Origin of the sequence: Frankia sp. Hr75.2 (genome assembly GCF_949319125.1) — a bacterium.
GTDB classification, from domain to species: Bacteria; Actinomycetota; Actinomycetes; order Frankiales; family Frankiaceae; genus Parafrankia; species Parafrankia soli.
This window is the reverse complement of record NZ_CASGGV010000210.1, coordinates 23,727-36,698: the sequence shown is the minus strand read 5'-3', so window position 1 is coordinate 36,698 and position 12,972 is coordinate 23,727. Positions and strand designations below refer to the sequence as shown.

Annotated in this window: 8 protein-coding genes and 1 pseudogene; 5 read left to right on the top strand and 4 right to left on the bottom strand. The window is 73.9% G+C overall.

Features of this window, described 5'->3' with window-relative positions:
• Positions 1–129 precede the first annotated feature (129 nt).
• Positions 130–1,986: a DMT family transporter gene (locus tag AC559T_RS15140; RefSeq protein ID WP_498869143.1), complete on the bottom strand. Its 1,857-nt coding sequence runs from the start codon at positions 1,984–1,986 to the stop codon at positions 130–132.
• Positions 1,987–2,375: 389 nt separating this feature from the next.
• The gene (locus AC559T_RS15135; protein WP_498869142.1) at positions 2,376–3,410 is read right to left on the bottom strand and encodes a S1C family serine protease; all 1,035 of its coding nucleotides are present in this window, start codon (positions 3,408–3,410) and stop codon (positions 2,376–2,378) included.
• 301 nt (positions 3,411–3,711) lie between these two features.
• Between AC559T_RS15135 and AC559T_RS15130 the strand changes: the two are divergent.
• Together AC559T_RS15130 and AC559T_RS15125 are read left to right on the top strand one after the other, a co-directional pair.
• Positions 3,712–4,209 (top strand): annotated as a pseudogene (locus AC559T_RS15130) (N,N-dimethylformamidase beta subunit family domain-containing protein); the annotation flags it as partial.
• A gap of 112 nt (positions 4,210–4,321) precedes the next feature.
• On the top strand, positions 4,322–5,215 hold the full coding sequence (locus tag AC559T_RS15125; protein ID WP_498869141.1) for a N,N-dimethylformamidase beta subunit family domain-containing protein: 894 nt from the start codon (positions 4,322–4,324) through the stop codon (positions 5,213–5,215).
• Between the two features lie 152 nt (positions 5,216–5,367).
• Here the strand turns inward: AC559T_RS15125 and AC559T_RS15120 are convergent, their stop codons facing one another.
• Complete coding sequence (locus AC559T_RS15120; RefSeq protein ID WP_498869140.1) at positions 5,368–7,059, bottom strand: vWA domain-containing protein; 1,692 nt, start codon at positions 7,057–7,059, stop codon at positions 5,368–5,370.
• Positions 7,056–8,195 carry a hypothetical protein gene (locus AC559T_RS15115; RefSeq protein ID WP_498869139.1) on the bottom strand — a complete coding sequence of 380 codons (1,140 nt, stop codon included), beginning with the start codon at positions 8,193–8,195 and terminating at the stop codon, positions 7,056–7,058. Before AC559T_RS15115 ends, AC559T_RS15120 begins: the two co-directional genes overlap by 4 nt.
• A gap of 356 nt (positions 8,196–8,551) precedes the next feature.
• On the opposite strand from AC559T_RS15115, the gene AC559T_RS15110 reads away from it, so the two are divergent.
• From AC559T_RS15110 to AC559T_RS15100, 3 genes are all read left to right on the top strand, one after another.
• Positions 8,552–9,688 carry a glycerophosphodiester phosphodiesterase gene (locus tag AC559T_RS15110; protein WP_112105207.1) on the top strand — a complete coding sequence of 379 codons (1,137 nt, stop codon included), beginning with the start codon at positions 8,552–8,554 and terminating at the stop codon, positions 9,686–9,688.
• A gap of 272 nt (positions 9,689–9,960) precedes the next feature.
• Positions 9,961–11,310, top strand: a complete 1,350-nt coding sequence (locus AC559T_RS15105; RefSeq protein ID WP_498869138.1) for an SDR family oxidoreductase — start codon at positions 9,961–9,963, stop codon at positions 11,308–11,310.
• Positions 11,307–12,941 (top strand): PfaD family polyunsaturated fatty acid/polyketide biosynthesis protein, encoded by a 1,635-nt coding sequence (locus tag AC559T_RS15100; RefSeq protein WP_198541434.1) that lies wholly within the window; start codon positions 11,307–11,309, stop codon positions 12,939–12,941. The genes AC559T_RS15105 and AC559T_RS15100 overlap by 4 nt, the downstream gene beginning before the upstream one ends.
• The last annotated feature ends 31 nt before the right edge of the window (positions 12,942–12,972 follow it).

The following is a 12,972-nucleotide window of genomic DNA, read 5'->3' as shown; positions in this document are numbered from 1 at the left end:
CTAACGTGGTCGGCAATTGGCTGCAGCATACAATTAACGCCCCGGCGAATGGCGACCCCGCATCACGCCGCGTTTACGTGATCCGACTCACAGTGTCTCAAGGATAGGTCTGGTCAGAGGGCCTGGTGATCAGTGGACCATGGAGCGCAGCACCGTGTCGGCCTTCAGTGAGAGCTGCTCGGCCTGGGAGAGGAGCGCATCAGCCCGCGCGTCCAGGGAACGCTGCGACTCGGTGAGCTCGTGATCGGTCAGGACGTCCGCCGCGTCGCCCAGGCCGGCACCAGTACCCGTACGCGGGCCGGCGCCCGCATTCGGGCCGGTTCCCCTGCTCGCGCCGTTTCCCGTGTTCGGGCCGTTTCCCGTGTTCGGGCCGGGCCCGTTGCCCGGTGCGCCGCCCGGCTGACCCTGCACGCCGCCGGGGCCGGCGGCCCGCGCCAGTGGCCGGCCCTCCCGGGGCAGGCGGGCGGTGGTCGCCGCCCGCCGCGGGCGTGACTCCATCCCGGGGGCACGCCGGGGCCGCGGCGCCGTCCCCCGGGGCGGTCCGGCCTCCGGCCGCCCCGCGGTGGCATGCCCGGCGAGCTCCGGCTGCCCAGGGTGACCTGGCTGCCCGAGGCCAGGATGCCCGGAGTGGCCGTTGGCCTCATGTGTTCCGCCGGGCCCGCGTCGGCCGCGGGCCGCGCTCCGGTCGGCCGCCTTCTTGCTGGCGCCGGCCGCGCCCCCGCCGCCCGAGCCCTTCCTGGCCGGGCTCTTGCTGGCCGGGCTCTTGCCGGCCGGGCGCTTCCCGGGCGAGTCCGGGTCAACCGAGCCCTTGCCGGCCGCGTGCCCGGAGATCGTGGCCGCTTTCGCGCTGGCGGTGTGCAGCGAGTGGATGCGGGCGTCGAGCCGGTCGCGGTCGTCGACCAGCTTCGCGAGCTCGCAGTGGATGCGGTCGAGGTCGTTGTGCAGGCGGCGGCACTGCCGGCGCTGCGCGCGGTCGGTGCTGGCGCGGCGCCCCCGGCTCAGGTCGGTGCGCAGCGTCTCCAGGTCGCGGTGGAGCAGGTCCTCGAGCCGGGAGAGCTGGCCCTGCGACTGACGGGCCCGCAGCCGGGACAGCTGCCCGGTCACCAGCGGCGAGGTCGCGAGCGTCCGCACCCCGAAGATCATGATCATCAGGCCGGCGATCTGCCCGGCGACGGCGAGCGGCCCGACCCGCAGCATCCCGCCGAGCAGGAACACGCCGATGGCGACGCCGGCGAGGGGCTCCATGCTCACGGCGGCCGGCAGCGAGGCGGGCAGCGGGGCCATCTCGTAGGCGCTCTGCAGGAGCAGGCCGCTGGTCAGCGCCACCACGACCACCGCGTACGTCTGCCACGAGGTCGGCAGCGCGCCGATCCCGGACGTCTCCACGAGCCTGCCGACCCCGCCGACGAGGGCCCCCTGCAGCGCGGAGAGCAGGCCGGCCCCGCCGGCGAGCATGGTGGCGCGGCGGGCCGGGTCCAGCCGGCGGGTGCCGAGCACCGCCCACATGGCCAGGCCGCCCACCGACGCGCCGGTGAGGATCCAGCCCACGGTCGTCGCCGCGTCGACATCACCCTGGTGCGGATCCCCGGCCAGCAGGAAGGTCGCCAGGCCGAGCGCTGTCGCGGTCGCGGCGGCCCAGTCGCGCCGCGGAACCCGTCTTCGGGCCCAGACGGCCGCCAGTGGCAGCGCGAACAGCAGCTGGCACACCTGAAGTGGGGCGACGAACGCGATCGTCGAGCGGGCCAGCGCGGCCGCCGCCGCGAACGTGCCGATCGCCGAGAGGCACACGCCGACGTCCCAGAGCGGACGGCGGACCAGCCAGAGCAGCAGCCTCAGCCGCAGCACGTTCTCGGGCGGCGCGTGGAACGCGACACGCTGCTGGATCACCGCGGATACGCCGAAGCACACCGCGGATACCAGGCCCAGCAGGTAGGTCGTCACCATCTCTAGTCTCGTCCCGCGCCGGGCGGCGCTGTCTGTGAACATCCTGCCCGATCCACGGAACACCGTGGCAGGCGCCTTCCGGAGGATCACCACCGGATACAGGTGGTTGATCCAGCCGTGTCCGGTTGGTGGTCTCTTCGCGTTTCTGACCGCCGACGCACGCGGAGGTGAGGGCCCGCAGGCCACGCCGGAGGCAACAGTATGGGACGGCCCCCCGACCCACGGCCACGCGGGAGCCGAGGTCGCGCCCCCCGTCGACGGTGCGCGGCGGCCCAGCTCACGCTGTCGCGACCGGCACCTCTGGGCGAGCGGCCCTCCTCCGTGAGCGGACCCGGTCGGGGCACGTGCGGCATCCACGCGGCGCTGAGTCCGGGCGGGTGCTGGGCGGCTCGCGGAAATGCCGCGGCCACCTCCGCGAGATCGGCGCACGCTCAGGTCGGCTGGTCCGTCACCGTGACCTGGATCTGCCGGTTGTTCCCGTCGCGGTCGATCCCCAGGGCCACCGTGTCCCCGGGGGCGACCGCCCGCAGCCGCGCGCTGAAGTCCTCCGCGGAGGAGACCGGTTTGCCGTCGAAGGACAGGATCACGTCCCCGGGACGCAGCCCCGCCTTCTGCCCGGGGCTGTTGTCGGTGACGTCCAGGACAAGCGCCCCGCTGTCGACGTCCAGCCCCAGGGTCGCGGCGATCTGGGGTTGGAGGGTGGTGAGCTGGACGCCGACGAAGGCGTGCCGCACCTTGCCGGTAGCGAGGAGCTGTCGGACCGCGTCGACCACCGTCGCCGACGGGATGGCGAATCCGAGGGAGACGGCGCCGCTCTGCGGCGGTACGTACGCCTCGCTGATGCCGACCACGCGTCCCTGACCGTCCAACAGCGCCCCGCCGGAGTTGCCCGGGGAGATCGCGGCATCCGTCTGGATCAGGTCGACCGCCGGGCTGCCCCCGCCACCGCCGGAGGCGGGCAGGATGCGGTTGAGCCCCGAAACGATACCGGCGGTCACGCTGTTCTCCAGCCCCAGCGGGCTGCCGATGACGACGGCCAGCTCGCCGACCCGCGGAAGCTGCTGGCGGAATGTCGCCGCCGGCAGTCTGGTCCGATCGACCCGGACCACCGCGATGTCGCTGATCTCGTCCGCGGCCTGGACGTCCCCGGCCATCCGCCGGCCGTCGGCGAACGCCACCTGCACCGACCCGTTCGAGGCCGACGCGACGACGTGCTGGTTGGTGACGATCACGCCGTCCTGCCGGTAGACGACGCCGCTGCCCAGCTCCGACCCGGCGATGATCGTGACGACCGACGGCTCGACCCGGGACACGACGTCGGGAACGTCCACCGATCCCGCCGCGACCGCCCCGGACGCCGCCCCGGCCTGTCTCGACGCGCCTGCCACCAGGAACGAGATCAGCGCGAGCAGGCAGACGAGCAGTTCCGCTGCCCGGCCATGTCTGGCGTGCGGTCCGAATTCCATCGCTGTCCCCGTCCGTCGCTCCTTGTGCGCTTCCGCCGGCGCCCCGGACCAGACAGAGATGCCCCGTCCAGCCCCGGTTCGCACACCAGCGGCGAACGGATGGTCACGCGGCCAGGGACTGCGATCAGCGCCCGTCACGGCTTCCGCCCCGAGCCGCTCTCCCTGGTCGAGGAGAAGAACGAACGGCCTGGCGAACGCGTGTCGCTGTCGGTGACCGCCGGCCACGCTTGGTGAGATCTGGCCCGTGCGGGCTGTCGTCGATTGCCGACCGGGACGTCGCCGGCCGCGGCTCGGTGTGGCGATGTTCGCGGCCGCTGCGGCGGTTGCGGGGTTGTGCGGTGCGTTCACAGCCTGCGGAGCCGCCCGGCCATCCGGCGCGGATGCCGGTGGCGGTCTGGACGTGCGCGCGGAGAACGCGAAGCTGCCGGGAGACTGCGGGCTCGCGCGGCTGGGAACCGCCCACCAGGTCGAGGGCTGGTTTGACCGGACCAGCGTCGCGCCCGGCGAGCCGGTGCGGCTGTTCTCGTCGACCACGGCGCAGACGCTCACGGTGTCGGTCTTCCGGGTCGGCTGGTACGACGGTCACGGGTGCCGGCTGGTCGAGCATCGGGGCCCGTTGCCGGGCGTCCGGCAGCCGGTGCCGGGCCCGGCACCGGGAACGAACACGATCGCCACGTCATGGCGGCAGACGACGACGTTCGCGACGTCGTCCTGGCCGGCGGGCGACTACCTGATCCGGCTGGACGACGCCGACGGCTGGCAGGCCTACGTCCCGCTGACCGTCCGCGGCCCGGCGCAGCCGGGCCGGATCGTGATCCTCAACGCGGTCACCACCTGGCAGGCCTACAACGCCTGGGGGAGGCTACAGCCTCTACCATGGACCGTCCGGGCGGTTCACCGACCGTGCCAGGGTGGTCTCCTTCGACCGGCCCTACGACTTCGGGGACGGCGCCGCGGACTTCACCGGCAACGAGCAGCCGCTGGTGATGCTCGCCGAGCGGCTGGGCCTGCCCGTCCGGTACGCGACGGACATCGACCTGCACGCCGACCCGCACCTGCTCGACGGGGCCCGCGCGGTGATCTCCCTGGGTCATGACGAGTACTACAGCCGGGAGATGCGCGCGGCGCTGACGGCGGCACGCGACCGCGGGGTGAACATCGCGTTCCTCGGCGCGAACGCGGTGTACCGCCGTATCCGCCTGTCGGCGTCGCCAACCGGGCCGAACCGGACCCAGGCCGGATACAAGATCGCCGCCGAGGACCCACTGTACGGGGTCGACAACTCACGGATCACCGCCAACCGGCCCTCCCCACCGAACGCCGACCCGGAGAGCTCACTGACCGGCGGCATGTACCAGTGCAATCCGGCCCACGCGGACATGACGGTGTGGAACCCCCGGCACTGGCTCCTGGCCGGCACCGGCACCGCGACCGGCGACCGCATCCCCGGGATGATCGGGCCCGAGTACGACCGGGTCGACGCATCGGTGCCAACCCCCGGCCAGATCGAGGTGCTCGGTCACTCGCCGGTGACCTGCCGGGACGATCCCGACTTCGCCGACGTCACCTACTACACGGCGCCCTCCGGTGCCGGTGTCTTCGACGCCGGCACCAGCGCCTGGGTGTGCGCCCTCAACGACGTCTGCGGTCCCGGCGTCCACGGCCCGGCGCCCCGGGCCTTCACCACCCAGGTCACGGCGAACCTGCTCCGGGCCTTCGCCGCCGGCACCGCCGGGCGGGCGCACCCGGCGGCCCGCGCCGTGCCGACCGACTACCGCGAGAAGGCCGACGGGGTCGAACGCTGAGCGCCGCGCACGCCGTGCTGCTCGTGCCCGGATCGGCGCAGGCGACATCCCGTCGGCGACCACCCGCCGAAGCGCAGGCGGGCCGGAACAATCAAGCCGGCCTTCGCTGAAGTCCGCGTGGACGCGGTACGGGGCCGCCCCCCGGGGCGCCGCTACTGGTACCCGCGAATCTCGCGGAACGCCTCGGGCAGCGACGACGACCGCGCGTCGAACATCTCGCCGCCGGTCCACTGCGCGATGTCGCGCATCTCCTCGACCCGGGCGTCGCCGAACACCACGGTGAACGTCCGCACCGCCCGTGCAGTCCCGGGCAGGGCCGTATAGGAGGAGTGGAAGGCGTCCGCGTCGACCCCCTGGTTGTTCTCCCCGTCGGTCATCAGCACGATCGAGGTCAGGAAGTCCGGTTCGCGGCGTACCGCGGTCTCGGCGTAGGAGTAGGCCGAGGTCATCGCGGTGTAGATCGCCGTGCCGGAGCCCAGGGTCAGCCCGTCGGCCGCGGCGGAGATCGCCGTCAGGCCGGCCGAACCCGGCTCGGGGTCGTCGACGGTGAACTCGAGGGTGTCATGCACGGCGCCGCTGAACGTGATCAGGGTGACGCGTTCGCGGCCGCGGAACCGGGTGAACCGCCCGGAGAGGCTGTCGTCCGTCCCGGCGAGCCCCTTGAGGGTGGTGCGCAGCAGCGCCAGTCGTTCGCCCTCCATGGACGGTGAGACGTCCAGGACGAAGATCGCGTGGCTGGGGCGGCGGTACTCGTCCAGGTAGGAGCTCAGCAGGTGGTCGGCGACGGCGCGGGTCGCCGGGAACGGCAGTTCGGCGGGAAGGTCACGCACCGGCCACGGGGCCGGGTCGATGCGTACTCCCGGTGTCACGGGGCGGCGGTGGGTCAGCGCGGTGATGCGCCGCTGTATCTCCGGCGTGCGCAGCCAGCCGGCCAGCCGCTCGTACTCGGTGCGCCGCTCGCCGCGCAGCAGCTGCAGAGGGTAGTCGGCGGTGATGATCCCGTCCCGTGGGTAGACGAGGGTGAGCGGCGTCGAGCGCAGCCGGCCGGCGTTCAGCGTCAGCAGCTCCGACTCGTAGTTGATCATTCCCCCGATCTGGCCCCCGCCCTGTGTGCCAGCCCGGCCCCCGGGCTGTGCGCCGGGCTGTGCCCCGGCCTGTGTGCCGGTGGTCGCGAAGGCGTCCGTCAGCCAGGCGGAGCTGCCGGCGGTGAGCACCTGGCCGCCGAAGAACGCGGTGAGCTCCGCCGGGCGGATGTCGTCCAGGGTCAGCGCGTCGGACGTGCCGGCGAGCGCGGCGGCGACGCCGACGAGGGCGGAGAAGCCCGAGTTCGACGCCGACGGGTTCGTCATCGCGTAGGTCAGCTCGCCCGACGAGACCCTGGCAGCGACGTCGGCCCAGGTGACGGACTGGTTCCCGACCCAGCCGAAGCGGCGCGCCAGCTCGGGGCGCACGCCGATGACCACCGGGGACATCATCGTCGTCATGCGGTCGATGACCGCGTTCCTGCCCTCGGGGGCCAGTCGCAGGTACCGGTCGGAGGCGAACCAGGCCGCGTCGACCGCCGGGTCGCGCGCGGCGATCCGGTCGACGCCGTCAAGGGTTCCGGTGTACTCCATCGTGACCTCGATGCCGGTCTGCTCGTTGAACTCGTCGAGCAGCGGTTCGAGATCGCGCAGCTCCGAGCCCGCGAGCACCCGCAGCGCCCCGGGGGTGCCGCCAGGACGTCCCGGCGGTGGGTCACCGCCGTCACCGCCGCCCGAGCAGGCGGTGGCGATCGCCCCGGCCACGAGCAGTGCGGCCAGCCCGGCTGCGGCCCGCCGGATGATCCGGCCCCGCCGGATCATCCGGCCCCCTCCTCGTACCGGGCCTCGATGCGGTCGATCATGCGTTCGGAGATCTCCTGACTGGGTGGCTCGACGACGTCGACGAGCTCGGCGGGGCCGGTCGCCGCGCTCGAGGCGCGCGCTTCGCGCTCCGCGCCGGCGGCGGCGGGGTCGCTCGGCCGGAACCCGTGCCGGACGGCCAGCCGGGTCAGCTCGGGGTCGGTGGTGAGCAGCGTCCCGACCGCGTTCCCGGCGTCGGTGAGCGGGACGACCGTGTGCCGGGCGTAGATCGTCGGGGTGGGATAGAGAAGACGCATGTCCGGGGTGATCGAGCCGTCCGCGGCCCGGACCCGTTCCAGGAACTGCGCCTCGTAGATCATCACGAGTGGGGCCTTGCCCATCCCGATGGAGAGGAAGTCGTCGAACGGCTCGGCGGTCGTCGCGTCCAGGTAGCCCTGGCGCAGGAACAGGCCGGCGGCGAGATCCGCCATCCGGTCGGCGGTGCGCGCGTCGGTGACGACCTCGTCGCCGTTCGCGACGTAGGAGACGAGTGCGAGGTAGAGCGCGGCCGAGTTCGACGTGCGGACGTCCGTCGACCCGATGAGCACCGAGCGGTCCGTCCGGTAGACGGCGTCGGCGCCCGGCAGGTCGGACCAGCGGGTTCCCGCGGCCACCAGATCCAGGTAGGCGCGCATGTCGAAGTAGGACGTGCCGCCTTCGGCCCGCACCACCCCGGCGCGGGTCAGCAGGTCGGCGATCGGCCGGAACGTCGCGATCGCCATCGGCGAGGAGAACGGCATGCTGGACCGGGTGACGCCGTGGTCGCGGCGGATGCGGTCGGCCTGCGGGGTGTTGGCGGGGAAGACGAGGTCGTAGCCGGTCAGGTCCCGGTTGGTGGCGATGTCCCGGCTGCCGGCGACGTCGACCTCGAGCCGGTACCCGGCGTCGGCGAGAGCCTTGGTGACGTCGGGATCGTTCAGGAACGACCGCTTCTCCGATCCCACCAGGGCACGGACGGTGGTGAGCTCGCCGCCGGACCCGCCGAGCCGCGGCACGACGGCGAGCACGACGACCCCCGCCAGCAGTAGCAGCACGGCGAGCGCGATTCCGAGAACGCGGGCCGGGCGCACGGGGTGATCGTCACGGATCGGGCGCACGGGGTGATCGTCATGGATCAGGCGGCGCGGCCGTGTCGTTCGTGCGACACGGCACCGGGAGTTCACCAGAATGTCGCCCTCGCGTGGCCTGACCCACCCCGATGGTTCGCGGGCTGGACCGGAGTTCGACCACGCCGGTCAATGTTCGATCTATGCCGCCGTTCGCGGTGATTGCTTCGCTGGGTGCACGCGCCGTCGGCGAGAGCCGCCGCCGCCGCGTTGGAGGATCTGTGGCGTCTCGCGGGGTGGATCTCCCCGGCCCGGACGGGCCCGGCACGAGCACTGAGACAGGCACGAGCACCGGTACCGGCACGAGCGCTGGGACGGGCACGAGCACCGGGAACGGCCGGCGCGGCGTGGGCCGGCGTGGTCTCATAGCCGGGCTCGCCGCCGCGCCGCTGGTCGCGGCCACGGCGCCGGCCGCGTCAGCGGCGGCGGTGGCCGCGCCGGCGGCGGCACCGTCCGCGGCGGCTCAGGGCCGGGGGAACCGGATCCTGGTGATCGGGCACCGCGGCGCCTCGGGCTACCGGCCCGAGCACACCCTGGCCTCCTACGAGCTCGCCGCCCGCCTGGGCGCCGACTTCGTCGAGCCGGACCTCGTCGCGACGAAGGACGGCCAGCTCGTCTGCCGGCACGAGCCGGAGATCGGCGGCACGACGAACGTCGCCGACCGGCCCGAGTTCGCCGCCCGCAAGGCCACGAAGACGCTCGACGGCATCCCGGTCACCGGCTGGTTCACCGAGGACTTCACCCTTGCGGAGCTCAGGACGCTGCGCGCCAAGGAGCGGCTGCCGGCGATCCGGCAGGAGAACACGATGTACGACGGGCGGTTCGAGATCCCCACCCTCATCGAGGTTCTCGACCTGCGTAAGCGGCTCTCGGCGGAGCTCGGCCGCGAGATCGGCGTCTACCCGGAGACCAAGCACCCCACGTACTTCCAGAAGGCCGGACTCCCGCTGGAGAAGCGGCTGCTGGACCTGCTGAACCGCTACGGCCTGAACACGCGCAACGCGCCGGTGTTCGTCCAGTCCTTCGAGACGACGAACCTGGCGGAGCTGCGCCGCCTCGGGCTGCGGACGTCCGCCGTCCAGCTGCTGAGCGCGAGCGGGGCGCCCTACGACCTTGTCGCCGCCGGTGACCCGCGGACGTACGCCGACCTGGTGACGCCCGCCGGCCTGAAGGCGATCGCGGCCTACGCCAACGGCATCGGGCCGGAGAAGGGCCAGGTCATCCCGGTCGGCACCGACGGGAAACTCGGCGCACCGACACCGCTCGTCGCGAACGCGCACGCCGCCGGCCTGCTGGTGCACCCGTACACGTTCCGCGCCGAGAACTCGTTCCTGCCGGGGGAGCTGCGGCGGGGCACCAGCCCGAGCGACTTCGGCCGGGGCATCGACGAGCAGGTGACCTACCTGCGGGCGGGCATCGACGGGCTGTTCACCGATCAGGCGGACGTCGGCGTCGTCGCCCGCGCCGAGGCGGCGCGCCGCTGATCCGCCCGCGCGCCCCGCGCCGACCCTTGGCGCACACCCCGCCGCCCCCGCCAGCCCCGGCCCACGCCGCCGCCCGGCGTTAGTCCCTGACCCGCCCCGTCGACCCGCGCGGGCGAACCGTCCCTTCCGCCCGCGCGGGTACGCACGAGGCCGGAGTGGGTACTGCTCGTAAGGAAAATGCAGCGGTGCGTGACGGTGCCTTTGGCGGCGGGGTGGGGTCGGTCGACGACCCGGTGCCCGTCGGGTGGTCAAACCGGCAGGGGGTGACCGGTATGGATGCGACCGGCGGCGCGGACCCGCGGGCGGCGGGTGACGAGGGAGCGGACGAGGCGGCACAGGCGCCGGGCGGCACGGTCCCGCGGGCGGCCGGTGGCGCGGTCGCGATCACGGGAGGTACCGGCTTCCTCGGCGTGCGCCTCGTCCGCGAGCTGCTCGACCGGGGGCGCCGGCTGATCCTGCTCGCGCACGCCGGCTCGCCCGACGCGCTCGACCGGGTCCGGCGCTTCCTCATCGCGACCGGCGCCGGCCCGGCGCTGCTCGCCGACCTCCCGCGCCGGATCCGGGTCGTCGAGGTCGACGTCGCGCAGCCCGCGCTCGGACTCGACGCCCGGGCGTTCCGCGAGCTGGCCGAGAACGTCCACGCGGTGTGGCACAGTGCGGCGGACACCGCGCTCGCCGGCGATCCCGGCCAGTTGCACCGCGCCAACGTCGACGGCACCCGGCACGTGCTGGACCTGGTCACCGCCGGCCCGCGCCGCCCGTCGCTGTTCCATGTCAGCACCGCGTTCGTGGCCGGTGCGCGGTCCGCCCGGGTCGTCTACGAGGACGACCTGGACGCGTCGGAGGGCTTCGAGAACGCCTACGAGCGGTCGAAGCACGACGGCGAGGTCCTCGTGCGGGAGTGGGCGGCCCGGCACGGCCGGCCGGCGGTGGTGTTCCGCCCGAGCCTGCTGCTCACCGACCTCCCGCCGAGCCCCGATCTCCCGCCGCACACCCTGGACGTGGTCGCGCGGGCCGTCATGATGATCGTCTCGATGGCCGCCGAGGTCACGCTCACCCCCGAGGAGCTGGACGGCGCCCCGCGCCCGACCGTGCGGGTGGTCGGTGACCCGCTGGCGCGACTCAACGTGATGGCGGTGGAGGACGCGGCCCGTGACATGGTGCGGATCGCCGACCACGCGCAGCCCGCCGCCGTCGCGCGGCCCGCCGGTGTCGCGACCTACCACATCGTCGGCGACACCGAGGTCACGCTGCCGGAGATCATCGACCTGTTCGAGGGCTTCTTCCCCGCGCACCTGGTCGCCGTCCCGGAGCCGCCCGCGGACCAGACGCGCGTCGAGCGGATGGTCGACCTGCTGCCCGGCTTCTCCTCCTATCTGCGGCACCGGCACACCTTCGACGACACCCGGGCCCGCACCGTCCTGGGCGAGCGCCCGTGTGGGCGCCGGATCGACCGCGACTACCTGCTCGCCGCCCTCGGTGTCGGTGACCTGGTAGAGCCCGAGCTGGCCGACGCCCGGCCGTCCACCGCGACCGGCGACGGGCTCGAGGCACTGGCCCGGGCCCGTCGGGAACGCGAGCGGCGGTCCGTCCGCGAGCCGGTCACGAGGACGTCCCGATGACCGCCGTCCCGATGACCGTGGTCGCGCCGGCCGAGGCCGAGCTGGTCTGGATCCCCGGCCCGTACCCGGCCGCGTTCGACCGACCGGGGCTGCTCGCCTGCGCCCGCCAGATCCGGCAGCCCGTGCACGTGCTGTCGGTGCCGGGCCGCGGGCTCGGCGCCGGGCTGGGTGGCCAGGTCGCCGGCGGGGGACCGGCCACGTCCACGGTCGTCGGGATGCTGCCGCCGGTGTACCCGGAGTGGCTCGGTGACCGGGCGTTCACCCAGGCGCACCAGGTCCGCTTCCCCTACATCGCGGGCGAGATGGCGACCGGCATCGCCACCACCGACCTGGTGATCGCCATGGCCCGGGCGGGCATGCTCGGCTTCTTCGGCTCCGGCGGCCTGCCCCTCGACCGGGTCGAGCAGGCGGTGACCACCCTGGCCCGGGCGCTCGGCGGCCGTCCCAACTGGGGTGTCAACCTGCTGCATTCGCCGGGCGACGCACGCCTGGAGAACGGCACCGCCGAGATGCTGCTGCGCCACGGCGTCCCGTGCGTGTCGGCGTCGGCGTTCATGACCCTCACCCCGGCGGTGGTGCGGTGCGCGGCGGCCGGGCTGCGGCGCGCGCCCGACGGCAGCGTCGTGCGCCGGACGAGGGTCTTCGCGAAGATCTCCCGCCCGGAGGTCGCCGAGCTGTTCATGTCGCCGCCGCCCGCGCCGCTGCTGCGCGTCCTGGTGGACGCCGGCCAGCTCAGCGCCGAGGAGGCCGAGCTCGCGGCCGGGCTGCCCGTCGCCGAGGACATCACCGTCGAGGCCGACAGCGCCGGGCACACCGACAGACGTCCGCTGGCCGTGCTGCTGCCGGCGGTGCAGGCCGCGCGGGACAGGGTGGTCGAGCGGTTCGGGCTGCGCACCACCCCCCGGATCGGCGCGGCCGGTGGCCTGGGCACGCCGCGGGGCGTCGCGGGGGCGTTCGCGCTCGGCGCCGCCTACGTGCTGACCGGGTCGGTCAATCAGCTCAGTGCCGAGTCGGGGCAGTCCGACGACGCCAAGGCGATGCTGGCCGGCGCGGACATCGCCGACGTGGCGATGGCGCCCGCGGCCGACATGTTCGAGCTCGGGGCGAAGGTGCAGGTCCTGCACCGGGGCACCATGTTCGCCAACCGGGCGGGCACCCTCTACGAGGCCTACCGCCGGCACGCGGGCCTCGACGACATCGTCGGCGCCGAGCGGGCGAAGCTCGAACGGGACGTCTTCGGCATGGCGCTGGACGACGTCTGGCGGCGCACGGCCGAGTACTGGCAGACCCGCGACCCCGGCCAGGTCGACCGCGCGCGGCGCGATCCCAAGCACCGGATGGCGCTGGTGTTCCGCTGGTACCTGGGCAATTCGGGCCGGTGGGCGCTGGCCGGGGACGGCAGCCGGCGCACCGACTACCAGATCTGGTGCGGCCCGGCGATGGGGGCGTTCAACCGCTGGGTCGCCGGCAGCTTCCTCGCCGAGCCCGCCAACCGCACGGTCGTGCAGATCGCGCTGAACCTGCTGGAAGGCGCCGCGGTGGTGACCCGGGCCCACCAGTTCCGCACCTGCGGGCTGCCGGTGGGCGAGCCGGTGTTCCCGCCGCGGCGCCTCGCGCCCGAGCCCAGCTGAGCCTCGCGCCCGTGACGAGAGGAGCACACCA